The sequence below is a fragment of the Pseudomonas sp. fls2-241-TYG-175 genome (assembly GCF_030209155.1).
Lineage (GTDB): Bacteria > Pseudomonadota > Gammaproteobacteria > Pseudomonadales > Pseudomonadaceae > Aquipseudomonas > Aquipseudomonas viridiflava.
Map to the genome: position 1 here is coordinate 20,353 of NZ_JARVSO010000014.1, position 16,407 is coordinate 36,759.

The window sequence follows — 16,407 nt, forward strand, 5'->3', positions numbered from 1 at the left end:
CTGTTAGTGGGCGACCGCGGCTGCGCCGTGTTCGTCGATCAAGGCACCGTTATGGAACCGGTCGATGGAAAAAGGCTTGGCCAGCGGATGCATTTCGCCTTTGGCCAGGCTTGCGGCAAACACGTTGCCCGAGCCGGGCGTGGCCTTGAAGCCGCCCGTGCCCCAACCGCAGTTGAAGAACATGTTCGGGACCGGCGTCTTGGAGATGATCGGGCAGGCGTCCGGCGTGGTGTCGACGATGCCGCCCCACTGACGGTTCATGCGCACACGGGACAATACCGGGAACATCTCGACGATGGCCTGGATGGTGTGTTCGATCACCGGGTACGAGCCGCGCTGGCCGTAGCCGACCCAGCTGTCGATACCGGCACCGATCACCAGATCACCCTTGTCGGACTGGCTGATGTAGCCGTGCACGGCGTTGGACATGATCACGCTGTCGATGATGGGTTTGATCGGCTCGGACACCAGCGCTTGCAGCGGGTGGGATTCGATCGGCAGACGGAAGCCTGCCAGTTTGGCCATATGACCAGAGTTGCCTGCAGTCACGACGCCGACGCGCTTGGCACCGATGAAACCCTTGTTGGTTTCAACGCCGATGCACACACCGTTTTCCTTGCGGAAACCGATCACTTCGGTCTGCTGGATCAGGTCGACGCCCAACGCATCGGCTGCACGGGCAAAGCCCCAGGCCACGGCATCGTGACGGGCCACGCCACCCCGACGCTGAACGGTTGCGCCAATGATCGGATAGCGGGTGTTTTTCGAACAGTCCAGGTACGGGATTTCTTCGGCAACCTGTTTACCGTTGAGCAGTTCACCGTCCACGCCATTCAGACGGTTGGCGCTGACACGACGCTCGGAATCACGCATGTCCTGCAGGGTGTGGCACAGGTTATAGACGCCACGCTGGGAGAACATGACGTTGTAGTTCAGATCCTGCGACAGGCCTTCCCACAGTTTCATCGCGTGTTCATACAGGTGAGCCGATTCGTCCCACAGGTAGTTGGAGCGCACGATGGTGGTGTTGCGAGCCGTGTTACCACCGCCCAGCCAGCCCTTTTCGACCACGGCCACATTGGTGATGCCGTGCTCTTTGGCCAGATAGTAGGCCGTTGCCAGACCATGCCCGCCGCCACCGACGATGACCACGTCGTAGACTTTTTTAGGGGTTGGCGTGCGCCACATGCGCTGCCAGTTCTCGTGGTGGCTGAGGGAGTGCTTGAGAAGGCCGAAGCCTGAGTAATGCTGCATGTAGGGCTACTCCTGACTCAGCGATAAACCGGAAAATCGGCACACAGTGCGGCGACCTGACCTGCCACATTGGCCTCGACATCGGCATCGCCGAGATTGTCGAGGATGTCGCAGATCCAGCCTGCCAATTCGATGCACTGAGTGACCTTGAAACCGCGCGTGGTGACAGCCGGTGTGCCGATGCGCAGGCCAGACGTCACGAACGGCGACTGCGGATCGTTCGGTACCGAGTTCTTGTTGACGGTGATGTGCGCACGACCCAGCGCGGCGTCGGCGTCCTTACCGGTCAGGCCCTGACGGATCAGACTGACCAGAAACAGGTGGTTATCGGTGCCGCCGGAAACGACATCGAAGCCGCGATCGATGAACACCTGTGCCATGGCCTGGGCGTTGTCGATCACTTGCTGTTGATAGGCCTTGAAACCTGGCTCCATGGCTTCCTTGAAGCACACGGCCTTGGCGGCGATGACGTGCATCAGCGGGCCGCCCTGACCACCGGGGAACACGGCGGAGTTGAATTTCTTTTCCAGCTCTTCGTTGGCCCTGGCCAGAATCAGCCCGCCCCGCGGACCGCGCAGGGTCTTGTGGGTCGTGGTGGTGACCACGTCGGCATACGGCAGCGGGTTCGGGTACAGACCTGCGGCAACCAGACCGGCAACGTGGGCCATGTCAACGAACAGGTAGGCGCCGACCTTGTCGGCGATTTCACGGAAACGCGGGAAATCCAGCGTCTTGGAGTAGGCCGAGAAACCGGCAATGATCATCTTCGGTTTGCTTTCCAGCGCGATACGCTCGACTTCGTCGTAGTCGATCAGGCCGGTGTTGGTGTCGATGCCGTACTGCACGGCGTTGTACAGCTTGCCGGAAAAGCTGACTTTGGCACCGTGGGTCAGGTGACCACCATGGGCCAGGCTCATGCCCAGCACGGTGTCGCCCGCCTGCAGTAACGCCAGATAGACAGCGGCGTTGGCCTGACTGCCGGAGTGCGGCTGGACGTTGGCGTAACCGGCACCGAACAGCTGTTTGGCACGCTCGATGGCCAGTTGCTCGACCTTGTCGACGTGCTCGCAACCGCCGTAGTAGCGCTTGCCGGGATAACCTTCAGCGTACTTGTTGGTCAGGCCGCTGCCCTGGGCCTGCATCACGCGCTTGCTGGTGTAGTTCTCCGAGGCGATCAGCTCGATATGGTCTTCCTGACGCTGCTCCTCGGCATTCATCGCCGCCAACAGTGCGTCGTCATAACCCTGGATCTGGTCTTGCTTGCTGAACATCGCGGTTCTCCCAGCGGCGGCGCGGCGCCTGTCTTATCGGTAGGGCGTGTGGATTGCCCCTTGCCAGCGATGGTATGGCCGACGCCAAGCGACCAGATGCCTACGGACGCCACACAAAGGTGCGTTTACGACATTACTCAAATAGGCTCCACCGGTCGTTCCTTATCCTCCACGTTCTGGAGCGAGCACAATTTCGGACTGCGGGCGCGAGCAGGGTAGAGAACCTGCCAGTTCTGACAGTAGACGGGGTCAGACACAGGCACCTAATCTGGCCATGCAAAGAGGCCAATGGCACCACAACAATGAGGCCTGTAACGACACGGCCAGATCACTTTCTATTTAATGGATGAGATATCAGCCACTCCAGGAAGGAGATAATCATGGGTACTACGGCGAGAACTTATCTCTTGACGCCCGCGCTGTGGAGGACTCTGACGGCACCTAAAATCAGTCAGGCGCCAAGCCCCGAGCCGCTGCTCTTTCTTTCCCAGGGCGTGCTTCATGATTCGCAACTGTTAGGCCAGGTCAAGCTGAGGACCATTCAGGAACTGCCCACTCTCGAAGCGCTGATAACGGTCTACATCGAGGGGATGGAGACAACGCTTACCACAACGGCGCCAATAATCGACGCCAGACTTTACGCAACCACGCAGGACATCATTCACCAGAACGATGCCTTCAACTCCGTCATCTTCAAAGTTGTTTCTTATTCAGAAGAGGCGGTGACGTCCGATATCTATCTTTGGGAAATACCCTCCCCCATTGCACCGGACGCAATCGAATCGGACCTGCCTCTTTATCTTCCCAAAGGCTCGACTTTTCATGTGAGTCAGTCCGAACAGGACATCGTGATGGACAGGACCATCAGGATCTCAGAGGAACATCAGGCCTCGGTGAACATCCGTACCGTTGAAGGACGAAGCTACTCGACAACCATAACGGAGGCGCAAGCGGCTCGATGTGCAATACCGGGTGACTATTACGTGGAGAGCGGTTCTGGCCGTCTCGCCGTCGTATACGGCGTCACCACTGCGCCTGAACCTCCATTCACACCGATCATCAAGTACATCCCTTTGCCAGACGGACCGGCCCCCACTCAGACCCGTTCATACTGACATCACTCAGTCAATCGCCAGGGTGTCGTCACGACCCTGGCGACCATGACATCAGCTTTTTGGCGCAACCAACGCATCCGCCCGGAACATGCCGCGAATGCCCCGTACGGCCTGACGAATGCGGTCCTGGTTCTCGATCAGCGCGAAGCGCACATGATCGTCGCCGTACTCACCAAACCCGACGCCGGGCGACACACACACCTTGGCTTCGAGCAGCAGCTTCTTGGCAAACTCCAGCGAACCCAGGTGCGCGTAAGCTTCGGGAATCTTCGCCCACACGTACATCGACGCTTTGGGGTTCTCGACCATCCAGCCCAGTTCATGCAGGCCTTTGACCAGTACATTGCGACGCTGGCGATACTGTTCGGCGATGTCGAGCACGCATTGCTGATCGCCTTCCAGTGCCGCGATGGCTGCAACCTGCAGCGGCGTGAAGGTGCCGTAGTCGTGGTAGCTCTTGATCCGCGCCAGGGCGTTAACCAGTTCGGGATTGCCGACCATGAAACCGATCCGCCAACCCGCCATGTTGTAGCTCTTGGACAGGGTGAAGAACTCCACCGCAATGTCCTTGGCACCGGGAACCTGCATGATCGAAGGCGCTTTCCAGCCGTCATAGACGATGTCGGCGTAGGCCAGGTCATGAACCACCAGCACGTCATACTGTTTGGCCAATGCCACGACGCGCTCGAAGAAGTCCAGCTCTACGCATTGAGCGGTGGGATTGGACGGAAAGCCAAGAATCATCATCTTCGGCTTGGGAATCGAGCCACGAATGGCCTTCTCCAGCTCGGCGAAGAAATCCACACCCGGCACCAACGGCACCGAACGCACCTGAGCACCGGCAATCACCGCACCGTAGATGTGGATCGGGTAGCTCGGGTTGGGCACCAGCACGGTGTCGCCCTGATCGAGCGTGGCGAGCATCAGGTGCGCCAGGCCCTCTTTGGAGCCGATGGTGACAATGGCTTCGCTCTCGGGATCGATGTCGACCTCATAGCGCTTCTTGTACCAGTTGGAAATCGCCCGACGCAGACGCGGAATGCCACGCGAAGTCGAGTAGCCGTGAGTGTCTTCACGTTGGGCGACAGTGACCAGTTTTTCGACGATGTGCGGCGGCGTAGCCCCGTCGGGGTTGCCCATGCTCAGGTCGATAATGTCCTCACCACGACGACGGGCAGCCATCTTCAGCTCGGCGGTGATGTTGAACACGTAAGGGGGGAGTCGATCGATGCGCGCAAAGCGGCGCGGCGAACCTTGGTCAGCCATGAGAATCTCGCAGACGTAAGCGCCCGGAACCGTCCGAGCGACGTTGGCCACATGAGGCGGCCTGCTGCGGAAGATAAATGCAGTGCTGGCGTTTTGTCTATAGCGATGAGTGGGAACGATCATCGTCGTATTCCTGCACCCAGGTTCGGATCAGCATGCAGGCTCAGACCACCCGCAACACCTCACGCAACCCCAGCAACGCCAGAAAATGCAGCGGGTAGATCGCATACGCCCAGCGTCGCATCGGCATGACCCTGAATCGCGGCTTTGCCCTTAGCAAAGCCAGGCCCAGCACCGGGGCGAGCAGACAGGCAAGCAGCGACCCAACGGAAATCGGATCACCCCACGCCGCACCGGCAAACATCTCGGGCCAGGCATTGCCAGCCACGCAGAACACCGCCGGAAAAACCGCATATCCAAGCGATCTGTTCAGCACCAGAACAAACACCAACGGCAACAACACGCCAGCCATTCCGAACATCAGGTATTTCTGAAACATCACCCCCAACAGCAACGCCACAAGCGCCATCACCCGCGTCACGGGAGTCTGCCGCTGCCAGCCCTGCGCAATCAGCAGACCTAGCAGCAGGGTCGGCATGACGTTAAGCACCGTGGCATCAGCCATGAACAGCCGATAGGGAATCTCCGACAGCGCGGCGAAGGCCAGCAACCACATCAGATATCGCCATTGCACACGCGGCGCAATCACCGCTGCGCTGCGTCGTGAAAGATTGACGGCAATGGCCAGACAGAAAAACGGAAAGGCAAAACGCCCCGGCACGTACAGCTCGTTGATCGACCAGCCCACGTAGCGCAAATGGTCGAGCACCATGCTCAGCATCGCCAGCCACTTGAGCAGGTCCAGCGCCTTGTTGCGTCCCGGCAGAAAAGGCGGGTTGGAAAGATCCATATCACTCCTGACAGATAAAGAGTCGAGCAGGCAATGCATGACCGCGACACTGGTTTTTCGATACAGTGCGCAGGATAAGCCCATAAGGAATCGGCCATGACAGACCAAAGCCAACAGTTCGCCAGTGACAACTATTCCGGTATCTGCCCCGAAGCCTGGGCAGCGATGGAACAGGCGAACAAGGGTCATCAACGAGCCTACGGTGACGATCAATGGACTGCGCGGGCGTCGGATGATTTCCGCCGTCTGTTCGAAACCGACTGCGAAGTGTTTTTCGCGTTCAACGGAACAGCCGCCAACTCGCTGGCACTGTCATCGTTGTGCCAGAGTTACCACAGTGTCATCTGCTCGGAAACGGCTCACGTCGAAACCGATGAATGCGGCGCGCCGGAATTCTTCTCCAACGGCTCCAAGCTGCTGACCGCCCGCAGCGCTGGCGGCAAGCTGACCCCTGAATCGATCCGTGAAGTGGCGCTCAAGCGTCAGGACATTCACTACCCCAAACCTCGGGTGGTGACCCTCACTCAGGCCACTGAAGTCGGCGGCGTCTATCAACCCGAAGAACTCAAGGCCATCAGCGCGACCTGCAAGGAACTGGGTCTGCATTTGCATATGGACGGCGCGCGCTTCTCCAACGCCTGCGCCTTTCTGGACTGCTCGCCAGCTGAACTGACCTGGAAGTCGGGCGTTGACGTGCTGTGTTTCGGCGGCACCAAAAACGGCATGGCGGTGGGCGAGGCGATTCTGTTCTTCAACCATGACCTGGCCGAAGATTTCGATTACCGCTGCAAGCAGGCCGGGCAACTGGCGTCGAAGATGCGCTTTCTGTCAGCGCCGTGGGTCGGCTTGCTGGAAAACGACGCGTGGCTCAAACACGCCCGCCACGCCAACCGCTGCGCACAGCTGCTGGCGGATCTGGTCAAGGATATTCCCGGCGTGGAGCTGATGTTCCCGGTAGAGGCCAACGGCGTGTTCCTGCAACTGTCCGAAGCGGCCATCGCAGCACTGACGGCCAGAGGCTGGCGCTTCTACACCTTCATCGGCAACGGCGGCGCACGCTTCATGTGCTCGTGGGACACCGAGGAAGAGCGCGTCCGTGAACTGGCCGCCGACATCCGGCTGGTGATGCAGGGCTGACCTGCACACCCGCCGCAGACCTCAATACTCGATTTGCACGTCCCCTTTCGGCACGCTGCAGCAAGAGAGGATGTAGCCTTCTGCAACATCCTCGTCGGTGATGCCGCCGTTGTGCTCCATCTCCACTTCGCCGCTGATTTTCATCACCTTGCAGGTCCCGCAGATCCCCATGCCACAGGCTTTGGGGATCATAAGACCCAGCTTGGCGGCGGCGGCGTGGACGGTTTCACCCGGCCCCACCCGGATGCTCTTGCCAGTGTCGGTGAACTCGACCTGATGCAGATCGGCAATATCGACGTCCGGCGCATCAGCAGCGATTTCCGCCTGCTCGACGGCATCGGCACGGGCTTCCGGCGGCGTAGCACCAAAGGATTCCTCATGGTATTGCGCCATGTTGAAGCCGTTTTCCTGCAACAGACGCTTGACCGCTGACATGTAGGGCGTGGGCCCGCAGCAGAACACCTCGCGGTCCATGAAGTCCGGGGCCATCAGCTCGAGCATTTTCTGGTTCAGGTAACCGCGATAGCCGGCCCATGGCTCGCCGAGTCCGTGTTTTTCACAGACCAGGTGCAGGCTGAAGTTGTCGATCCGCGACGCCATGTGCTCCAGCTCGCGGTGATAGATGATGTCCTTGGGCGAACGGGCGCTGTGCACGAACACCATGTCGACATTGGCGTTGGTGTCGTAGAACCAGCGCGCCATGGACATCACCGGCGTGATGCCGACGCCGCCGCTGAGGTACAGAATCTTCGGATTGGGAAAGTCGATGGCGTTGAACAGACCGACAGGCCCGTGCACGGCCAGCTCCTGGCCCTCGTGCAACGTGTCGTGCAGGTAGTTGGAAACCTTGCCGCCCGGCACGCGCTTGACGGTGATCGAGAAGCTGTAGGGCACCGACGGCGAACTGGAGATGGTGTAGGAGCGCATGATCGGCATGCCGTCGATTTCCAGCTCCAGGGTCACGAACTGCCCGGGCTTGAAAAAGAACAGAATCGGCTGGTCGGCCATGAAGCAGAACGTGCGTACATCCCAGGTTTCCTGGATGACTTTGACGACACGTACCAGGTGGCGCCCGTTGGCCCATGTCTGGGTCGTGACCGGGCTGAGGAAACTTTGGGACATACAGGATCTCCACGGCCGACTGTCGGCCTCTTATGGTGCGGATTCTGCTTAACAGAAGGCGCTGTCACTTATCCATCAACGACATTCACGTACTTACGGCGACCAGCCCCCAAAGACAAGGTGTTTCGCGTCGGGAACGGATTCGGCCATGTCGCGCATGGATAAGGTTCGTCGAACGCCCGCCTCCACACTCGCCACCAAGGGCAATCAAGCAAGGACGACTGATCCGTCGCCCTGCGTGCAGCGCTACAACAACCGTATCAGCCACATTCGCAGGCCGCCTTCAGACGCGGTCATGAGGGATTTTAACGATGGACGTCACCGCAACCCTGAGCCTGGGCGACCTGCTGGAACCTGCACGCAAGGCCACTGCCGAGATGCTGCAGAATCGTGAACGCACGTATTCGTTGCCGCAGCCGTTCTACAGTGATGAACGGCTGTTTGAAATCGATATGCAGGAGATTTTCCAGAAGGAATGGCTGATTGCGGGGATGACCTGTGAAATCCCGGCCAAGGGCAACTACCTGACGCTGCAGATCGGCAAGAATCCGATTCTGGTCGTGCGCGGCCCGGATGGAGCGGTCAACGCGTTCCATAACGTCTGCCGTCACCGGGGTTCGCGTCTGTGCACCGCCGAGAAAGGCAAGGTCGCCAAGCTGGTCTGTCATTACCACCAGTGGACATACGAACTGGATGGCCGCCTGCTGTACGCTGGCAGCGAAATGGGTGCCGACTTCGACATGACGCAGTTCGGCCTGAAGCCGGTGAACGTGAAGACCGCTGGAGGTTATATTTTCATCAGCCTGGCGGAAAACCCGCCGGCCATCGACGAGTTCCTGTCGACCCTGCGTCACTACATGGAACCCTACGACATGGAGAACACCAAGGTGGCGGTGCAGACCACCTTGATGGAGAAGGCCAACTGGAAGCTGGTGCTCGAAAACAACCGCGAGTGCTACCACTGCAACGCCTCGCACCCGGAATTGCTCAAGACCCTGCTGGAATGGGACGACGTGACCGACCCGCGTGCCGACCAGGCCTTCAAGGACCATGTAGCTGCCTCCGCCGCTGCCTGGGATGCCGAAAAAATCCCTTACGCCCACGCCAGCTTCGGCTTGCGTAACCGCATCGTGCGTATGCCACTGCTCAAGGGCACCGTGTCGATGACCATGGACGGCAAGGTTGGCTGCAGGAAACTGATGGGCCGCATCCAGAACCCGGATCTGGGCTCGATGCGCATCCTGCATTTGCCGCACTCCTGGAACCACTGCATGGGCGATCACATCATCGTGTTCACCGTGTGGCCGATCAGCGCACAGGAAACCATGGTCACCACCAAGTGGATCGTCCACAAGGACGCTGTCGAAGGCGTGGATTACGACGTGGAACGCATGCGTCAGGTGTGGGACGCCACCAACGACCAGGACCGTCGTCTGGCCGAAGAAAACCAGCGCGGTATCAACTCGACGGCCTATCAGCCAGGTCCTTATTCGAAAACCTACGAGTTCGGCGTGGTCAACTTCGTCGACTGGTACAGCTCGCGCATGCTGGAGAATCTTGGCGCCGAGCCTGCGCCTTATTTGAAAGGCGTGGCGGTCAATCACGAATAAGCTCGGAAAGTTTATAGACACGAAGTTCAGATTCCTCTTGAACTTCGTGACGATTGCAACGATAAAACATTGACCACTGGTCTCGAATCGATCAAAAGCCCCTCTCTGTTTCATGACCCGCCGCTAAACAGCTTTTTCTCCGACTAAACTTGGTTGACGTTCCAACGGAATGGAAACGTACAGCGCACATCACGCGTACGTTATTTAGTGCACGGAGAAAAAATATGTTCACTCGCTACTTATTCAAAAAATACATAAAACGCTATCTCTCACGCTTTAAAAAACGCAGAGAAGATGCTGCCTCCATCATGCCGGATATTTCGAAAAAAAATATCCTCATGGGTTTCTGGCATAACTGGGGACCTGAACCGGGTCAGGGTTACCGGCAGGGCATGTTCAAGGAAATGTCGCTGAGCGAGATTCCAGAAGCCTACAACGTGGTGGCGGTGGCCTTCATGAAGGGCAACGGCATCCCGACCTTCAAGCCTTACAAAGGGACCGATGCAGCGTTTCGCGCCGAGGTCGCCACGCTGAATGCACAAGGCAGAGCGGTGCTGATCTCTCTGGGTGGCGCGGATGCCCACATTGAATTGCACGCAGGTCAGGAGGCAGCGCTGGCTGCTGAAATCTGCCGACTGGTCGAGGTCTATGGCTTTGACGGCCTGGACATCGATCTTGAACAGACCGCAATCACCTTTGCCGATAACGCCACTGTATTACCTGCCGCACTGAAACTGGTGCGCGAGCATTACAAAACCGAAGGCAAGCATTTCATTATCAGCATGGCGCCAGAGTTTCCTTACCTGAGGGATTCCGGGCCTTACCTTGCCTATATCTCAGCCCTTGAAGACTACTATGACTTCATTGCACCGCAATATTACAACCAGGGCGGTGATGGCATATGGGTCGACGAACTGAATGCGTGGATCACACAAAACAACGATGAACAGAAGCAGGAATTTCTTTATTACCTGACCGATAGCCTGATTAACGGTACACGGGGGTTTTCATCCATTCCTGCCGACCGTCTCGCCATTGGCTTGCCAAGCAATAATGACGGCGCAGCCACCGGCTACGTGATTGACCCTGAGGATGTAAAAGATGCACTGGCGGAACTGGAAAGCAACGGCAATCCGATTCGCGGCCTGATGACCTGGTCGATCAACTGGGATGCTGGCGTCGACAAAGACGGCAAGCCTTACGATTGGGAGTTTCATGAGCGTTATAAATATCTGACTGAAGGTGAACAACCAGGACCGGACAAACCACCAGCACCCACCCATTTCAGGTCGACGGCACAAACCATCAGCTCCATCACGCTGAACTGGGATCTTGTGGTATGGAACAGGCCGGTCCTGCGATATGACGTTTATCGTGATGGTGTTCATCTGCCTGAAACGACACATCCTCCGTTCACAGACACAGGTCTTGAACCGGGCAAAGCCTACGATTACCAGATCACAGCGACTGACACGGACAATGTCACCTCGGATAAATCCGCCGTCATCAGTGTCAGTACCAAGGCAGAGGGTGGAGGCGAGCGGCCCACCGCTCCGACCGATCTGCACACCACAGAAATAACGTCGACCAGTATCTCGCTGATGTGGAACGCGTCGTCTCCCGGCTCGAGCCCTTTGATGGAATACGCACTGATTCGAGGTGACGAGCAGATTGCCTCGATCAAATCGCCCACCACCCGCTTCACTGATACCGGGCTGAAACCGGATACCCAATATCAATATGTCGTCTTTGCACGAGCGGTGGACAACCTGTTTTCCCAACCCAGCAACATGGTGAAGCCCAAAACCAGAGCCGACGATGGCGGTGATGAGATTGCTGAATGGGTGAAAGATCATTTCTACGACATAGAGGATAAGGTGACGTATAAGGAACTGAAGTACATCTGTATCCAGTCTCATGTTTCGATTGAAGATTGGAATCCGGGCCAAGCGCATACCTTGTGGTTGCCTTATGCGCTCAGGGCTTATCGTCGCAAGTCCAACTGACAGCAACCCTGAAAATCAGGCAGGCAACGGATTCTCAGGCACGCACTAAAAGAGAGACGACTTATCCACAGCGCTGTAGATGAAACATGGAGCAGGTCGTTTCTCGAAGGGCAAAACCTTTCCGAAAAAACGCAAGTTATGCATGACCGTCAGATTACCAAGCCACTGTATATTTTTTAACCACAACCCTTAAAGCCTTGAATTCATTGGGCCAGGACAGACCGCAAACACGTTATCCACAGAAAAGCCAACAGACTTTGGGTACAACTCGGTCTTTTATCGATGCGTGCTGTGGAAAACTGAAAAATGTGCGATGTCTGCGCTATGAAATGCAGTTTTGATACCTGCACAGACCGATTGGCTATTTTTTGAACGATAACGCGAAAGCCACGTAGAACGGGGCTTACAGCGGATCACGAACAACTTGTCCACAGAGACGCCAACAGAGATTGTGGGCAATTATCGGATCAGGCGCGCAGCGTCGACTTATTTATCCACATGGAAAAGTCTTTAAAAACCGCGACTTAACCTGATCAATATTTGATCACCCCCATGTAAGCCACAGTCTACAAGGGGTTCAGCAAGGCGCGAACACGTTATCCACAGACGAACACACAGGGATTGTGTGTAAGTTGGCGTATTGCTCAGCGCACCACGCCTTCCTCAACCAACAGTTTAAGAATAGCGGCCGCACCTTCTTCAGCACTCAAGCCTTTCAACACCTGCCCACCGCCACCGCTGGCCTTGGCAGTTGCGGCCTTCATGCGATCAGCGCCGCTTTTGGCCTTGATAACTTTCAGGCGTTTGGGACGTGGTTTGGCGGGTTGCAGCGGCTGACCTATGAGTAACTCGTCGTTGACCACTTCGACGTCTTCCACACCGAGAACACCGCGTTGCGCAGGGCCGTAAGCGCTTTGACGCGGTTTTGGCGCGGCGTTATCCACAGTGGCGAGGAACGGGAGGCGCACCTTGAGACGACGACGCTGGCCACGAGGCAGCGCCTGCAGCAACAGCGCAGTGCCGTTATCCAGCGACTCGACCTCGGCAAGGCCGGTCACCAGCGGCCAGCCCAGTTTTTCAGCCAGCAGGAACGGCAACATACCTGAGCCTTCGCCGGTTTCTGCCTGACTGCCGGTCAACACTAACTGCGCTGAAGAGTCGCGAATGTAATCCGTCAGTACACCCAGTGCATCGGCGCCTTGCGGCTGCTCCAGCACATGCAGCTCGCTCAGCCCCATGCCCAGATAAGCACGCAAGGCGGGCTCCTGTGCATCGCCCGCGTGGAGCACGTGCAAGTTATCCCCAGCCAGCTGCATCCCCAACTCGACGGCTCGTGCGTCCTGCTCAGCGCGGCGCGCACGGCCTGAAGTCGGGTGAGCGCCGATGGACACCAGACTGATGATCTGCACGCCTGACTTATCCACTGCCACGTTGTTTTGATCAGGCCGCATCTCGTTTCTCCCCGTTGCGCCAAGCTTCGACTGCAGCGATCAGCGCGTCGAGAATGGCGGCGCTTTCGCCAATCACTGAAAGATCGGCCCGCTTGACCATGTCGCAGCCTGCATCAAGGTTGATGGCAACGACCTTGTCGCAAGCACCGATACCCTGCAAATGCTGGATGGCCCCCGAGATTCCCACTGCCACGTAGACACGCGCCGTGACCCAGGTGCCGCTGGCGCCGACCTGCCGCTCGCGACCCATGAATCCATCGTCTACAGCCACACGTGAAGCACCTTCGGTAGCGCCCAGGGCCATCGCAGTGCGGTGGAACAAGGCCCAGTCTTTCACCCCATTACCGCCGGACAGAATGAATTCGGCCTCCGCCATGGGGATAACTGCAGGATCGACTGTCACCGCCCCCAAGTCCTCGATACGGGACAAGCTGCGGGCCACCGTTGTGGATAACTCTACGGGTGATGCCTCATGGCGGGTTTCGCTTACGGGTTCTGCACATTCGGCCGCCGCCAGAATCAGCCTTACGACAGGCCGAATCAGGTCTTCACGCCCGGCCCCGGCCCTGCCAATGCACAGCTCATCCTTGACCTGCCAGACGCGTGTCGCCGGGCGCTCGCCGATACTGGCTGCAAACCGTCGTCCGAGCTCGCCACCACCGGTGCGGCTGTCGGGCAGCAACCAGTGGCGAGGGTTGAACTGGTTATCCACAGCACGCAGCCCCTGCACGCGCTGCTCAGGTGAATAACCGCTGAATTGTGTGCCATCCATAACCAGCAGGCGGTCCACGCCCGCTGCCTCGAATGAGGTTTCCTTGTGCTCGCCGAACACCACGGCCAGTACAGCACCGTCCGTGCCCGCCAACTGATGGGCCAGACCCAGCAGGTCGCGGTCATGGCTGCTCAGGCGGCCACCGACCATGTCGGGAACCACGCAAATGTAGAACGCCGGATCAACAACCTGATGCAACGGCAGCTGCACTTCAGTGGCGGCCGAGCGCTTGACTGCACCACCCTGCTGCGCACCGCTGCGGTCGATCCGCTTGATACCGTTTGGGCCGATGAAGCCCAGCCCATGCACAGTCTTGCGCATCAGGCCGTTGGGCCCCATCCAGCTGGTTTGTGCAGGTTGCATCGCCGCGTGCAGCGGATGCAGCCGGTTACGGGCGATCCACTCGGCGCGGGGGTCGCGGCGGATAATGTCGCTCATCAGTGCACCTCCGCAGGTTCACGTTTTGCCGGAACAGGCTTGCTGGGGATAACGTCGTCTTCCAGCAGCGCATCGGCCACCAGTTCGGCGATGTCCTTGATCAACGGTCGAGGCTCGACCACGCCTTCGAGCATCGCGGTACATTGTGGACAACCGACCGCCACCAGTTCGGCGCCTGTCTCCCGAATGTCGTCCATGCGCATATCCGGGATACGCTGCCTGCCAGGAATGTCGGTGATCGGCGCACCGCCACCGCCTCCGCAACAACGTGAGCGGAAGCCGGAACGCTGCATTTCCCTGATCTCGATACCCAGCGCACGCAGCACGTCGCGGGGCGCTTCGTATTCGCTGTTGTAGCGGCCCAGATAACAGGGATCGTGATACGTCACGCTGGTGCCTTTGTGCTGCCCCAATCTTACGGATCCGCTCTGAATCAGCTCGGCCATATACGTGCTGTGATGCTGTACCTGATAGTCGCCGCCAAACGCACCGTATTCGTTTTTGAGCACGTGAAAGCTGTGCGGGTCGCAAGTCACGATGCGCTTGAAGCTATACCTGGCCAGCGTCTGAATGTTGCGTCGGGCAAGCATCTGGAAGGTGGCCTCATCGCCCAGACGACGCGCCACATCGCCGCTGTCGCGCTCTTCCAGCCCCAGCACGGCGAAGTCGACTCTGGCTGCTTTCAGGACTTTGACGAAGGCTCGCAAAGTACGCTGGTTGCGCATGTCGAACGCGCCATCGCCTACCCAGAACAGGACGTCCACGGTCTTCTTCTCGCTGAGCAGATTCAGGTTCAGATCCGCCGCCCAGTTCATGCGACCGCCCGGTGCGAAACCGCCCGGGTTGTCGGTGGCGATCAGGTTCTCCAGCACTTCGGCGCCCTTGTTCGGCGTCGCGCCTTTTTCCAAAGTCAGGTGACGACGCATGTCGACGATGGCATCGACGTGCTCGATCATCATCGGGCACTCCTCGACGCAGGCGCGGCAGGTGGTGCACGACCAGAGTGTCTCGGCATCCACCAGACCGTTGACGATGGGCTGATGCGGATGTCCGCCGTGCTCGCCAATCGGCCTGCCTTTACCATCGAGCGACGGATACGGACGGCCTGCAAAATGTGCATCGGTGCCGCCCGCCAGACCCACGACCATGTCTTGAATCAATTTCTTTGGGTTCAGCGGCTGGCCTGCGGCAAATGCCGGGCAAGCGGCTTCGCATTTGCCACACTGCACGCAGGCGTCGAAGCCCAGCAGCTGGTTCCAGGTAAAATCCTCGGGTTTTTCCACACCGAGTGGCGCGGTCGGGTCATTCAGGTCCAGAGGTTTGAGCCCCGTGGAACGACCGCCGCCGAAGCGCTCGGCGCGGCGGTGCCAGGCCAGGTGCAGCGCACCGGCGAAAGCGTGTTTCATCGGGCCGCCCCAGGTCATGCCGAAGAACAGTTCGCTCACGCCCCACAGCACGCCCAGTCCCAGAATCGCGACCAGCACCCAGCCGCCGAAATGCTCGGGAAGAATGCCGGCCACCGGCAGCGTGACGATGAAAAAGCTCGCGGCAAACGCCATGAGACTTTTTGGCAGACGCATCCACGGACCTTTGGACAGACGCGCGGGCGGATTCAGGCGTCGGCGGTAAACGAAGATGGCGCCGACAAACATCACGGCAGTCATCAGCAGTAACGCGTAGCCGAGCAGGCGGTTATGCAAGCCGAAACCGTGCACCAGAATCGCCAGGATAATCGACGCGACAGCACCGCCCGCCGTGGCGACGTGGGTATTGGCAATGTATTTGTCGCGGGCGACCACGTGGTGCAGATCGACCATGTAGCGCCTGGGCATGGCCAGCAGACCGCCCAGCCAGTCGACCTTCGCGGCCCGGCCGTTGCGCCACATTTTGACCCGCCGCAATGCACCGAGCGCCGCAAGGGCCAGCGCGGTGAACAGCAGGATGGGAAGAAGGGTGTCTAGCATCTGAAGCTCCCAAAAATCAGGCGGTCTTGCAGGCCAAATCGTCTGACTGTCGCAAAGGACAGAGCGAACGCTATTCCTTGTGGGAGGGGGC

Annotated in this window: 12 protein-coding genes; 4 read left to right on the forward strand and 8 right to left on the reverse strand. The window is 58.6% G+C overall.

The features are described 5' to 3' along the window. Nucleotides 1–3 precede the first annotated feature (3 nt). Both QRN20_RS11665 and glyA read right to left on the reverse strand, forming a co-directional pair. Complete coding sequence (locus tag QRN20_RS11665; protein ID WP_002555602.1) at nt 4–1,254, reverse strand: sarcosine oxidase subunit beta family protein; 1,251 nt, start codon at nt 1,252–1,254, stop codon at nt 4–6. A 17-nt stretch (nt 1,255–1,271) separates the two neighbouring features. Continuing rightward, entirely contained in the window at nt 1,272–2,525 is a 1,254-nt protein-coding gene (gene glyA, locus QRN20_RS11670) for a serine hydroxymethyltransferase (RefSeq protein WP_029244125.1), read from the reverse strand. Between the two features lie 380 nt (nt 2,526–2,905). On the opposite strand from glyA, the gene QRN20_RS11675 reads away from it, so the two are divergent. After that, nucleotides 2,906–3,640: a hypothetical protein gene (locus QRN20_RS11675; RefSeq protein ID WP_122413387.1), complete on the forward strand. Its 735-nt coding sequence runs from the start codon at nt 2,906–2,908 to the stop codon at nt 3,638–3,640. Nucleotides 3,641–3,691: 51 nt separating this feature from the next. Here the strand turns inward: QRN20_RS11675 and alaC are convergent, their stop codons facing one another. Continuing rightward, nucleotides 3,692–4,906: an alanine transaminase gene (alaC, locus tag QRN20_RS11680; RefSeq protein ID WP_029244127.1), complete on the reverse strand. Its 1,215-nt coding sequence runs from the start codon at nt 4,904–4,906 to the stop codon at nt 3,692–3,694. A gap of 163 nt (nt 4,907–5,069) precedes the next feature. Continuing rightward, nucleotides 5,070–5,816, reverse strand: coding sequence for a TraX family protein (locus tag QRN20_RS11685; RefSeq protein WP_122413388.1), 747 nt, complete (start codon nt 5,814–5,816; stop codon nt 5,070–5,072). A 96-nt stretch (nt 5,817–5,912) separates the two neighbouring features. Between QRN20_RS11685 and QRN20_RS11690 the strand changes: the two genes are divergently transcribed. Beyond that, entirely contained in the window at nt 5,913–6,953 is a 1,041-nt protein-coding gene (locus QRN20_RS11690) for a threonine aldolase family protein (protein WP_029244129.1), read from the forward strand. Between the two features lie 21 nt (nt 6,954–6,974). Here QRN20_RS11690 and gbcB read toward each other — a convergent pair whose 3' ends face one another. Then, on the reverse strand, nt 6,975–8,075 hold the full coding sequence (gene gbcB / locus QRN20_RS11695; protein ID WP_096766777.1) for a glycine betaine monooxygenase reductase subunit: 1,101 nt from the start codon (nt 8,073–8,075) through the stop codon (nt 6,975–6,977). Nucleotides 8,076–8,386: 311 nt separating this feature from the next. Here gbcB and gbca point away from each other — a divergent pair, with 311 nt between their 5' ends. After that, complete coding sequence (gbca, locus tag QRN20_RS11700; protein ID WP_122413389.1) at nt 8,387–9,685, forward strand: glycine betaine monooxygenase oxygenase subunit; 1,299 nt, start codon at nt 8,387–8,389, stop codon at nt 9,683–9,685. Between the two features lie 224 nt (nt 9,686–9,909). Then, the gene (locus tag QRN20_RS11705) at nt 9,910–11,691 is read left to right on the forward strand and encodes a fibronectin type III domain-containing protein (protein WP_122413390.1); all 1,782 of its coding nucleotides are present in this window, start codon (nt 9,910–9,912) and stop codon (nt 11,689–11,691) included. A 644-nt stretch (nt 11,692–12,335) separates the two neighbouring features. Here QRN20_RS11705 and etfB read toward each other — a convergent pair. From etfB to dgcB, 3 genes are read right to left on the reverse strand one after another with little or no spacing between them, the layout of a single operon-like run. Next, nucleotides 12,336–13,142, reverse strand: a complete 807-nt coding sequence (etfB, locus tag QRN20_RS11710) for an electron transfer flavoprotein subunit beta (protein ID WP_058430647.1) — start codon at nt 13,140–13,142, stop codon at nt 12,336–12,338. After that, the gene (gene etfA, locus QRN20_RS11715) at nt 13,132–14,352 is read right to left on the reverse strand and encodes an electron transfer flavoprotein subunit alpha (protein WP_088234409.1); all 1,221 of its coding nucleotides are present in this window, start codon (nt 14,350–14,352) and stop codon (nt 13,132–13,134) included. The genes etfB and etfA overlap by 11 nt, the downstream gene beginning before the upstream one ends. After that, nucleotides 14,352–16,316 (reverse strand): dimethylglycine demethylation protein DgcB, encoded by a 1,965-nt coding sequence (dgcB, locus tag QRN20_RS11720; protein WP_122413391.1) that lies wholly within the window; start codon nt 16,314–16,316, stop codon nt 14,352–14,354. Before dgcB ends, etfA begins: the two co-directional genes overlap by 1 nt. Nucleotides 16,317–16,407 lie beyond the last annotated feature (91 nt).

What these genes read in the sequence shown, in the direction of transcription:
- QRN20_RS11665 (WP_002555602.1), bottom strand. Translation starts at nt 1,254, where the DNA reads ATGCAGCATTACTCAGGCTTCGGCCTTCTCAAGCACTCCCTCAGCCAC.
- glyA (WP_029244125.1), bottom strand. Translation starts at nt 2,525, where the DNA reads ATGTTCAGCAAGCAAGACCAGATCCAGGGTTATGACGACGCACTGTTG.
- QRN20_RS11675 (WP_122413387.1), top strand. Translation starts at nt 2,906, where the DNA reads ATGGGTACTACGGCGAGAACTTATCTCTTGACGCCCGCGCTGTGGAGG.
- alaC (WP_029244127.1), bottom strand. Translation starts at nt 4,906, where the DNA reads ATGGCTGACCAAGGTTCGCCGCGCCGCTTTGCGCGCATCGATCGACTC.
- QRN20_RS11685 (WP_122413388.1), bottom strand. Translation starts at nt 5,816, where the DNA reads ATGGATCTTTCCAACCCGCCTTTTCTGCCGGGACGCAACAAGGCGCTG.
- QRN20_RS11690 (WP_029244129.1), top strand. Translation starts at nt 5,913, where the DNA reads ATGACAGACCAAAGCCAACAGTTCGCCAGTGACAACTATTCCGGTATC.
- gbcB (WP_096766777.1), bottom strand. Translation starts at nt 8,075, where the DNA reads ATGTCCCAAAGTTTCCTCAGCCCGGTCACGACCCAGACATGGGCCAAC.
- gbca (WP_122413389.1), top strand. Translation starts at nt 8,387, where the DNA reads ATGGACGTCACCGCAACCCTGAGCCTGGGCGACCTGCTGGAACCTGCA.
- QRN20_RS11705 (WP_122413390.1), top strand. Translation starts at nt 9,910, where the DNA reads ATGTTCACTCGCTACTTATTCAAAAAATACATAAAACGCTATCTCTCA.
- etfB (WP_058430647.1), bottom strand. Translation starts at nt 13,142, where the DNA reads ATGCGGCCTGATCAAAACAACGTGGCAGTGGATAAGTCAGGCGTGCAG.
- etfA (WP_088234409.1), bottom strand. Translation starts at nt 14,352, where the DNA reads ATGAGCGACATTATCCGCCGCGACCCCCGCGCCGAGTGGATCGCCCGT.
- dgcB (WP_122413391.1), bottom strand. Translation starts at nt 16,316, where the DNA reads ATGCTAGACACCCTTCTTCCCATCCTGCTGTTCACCGCGCTGGCCCTT.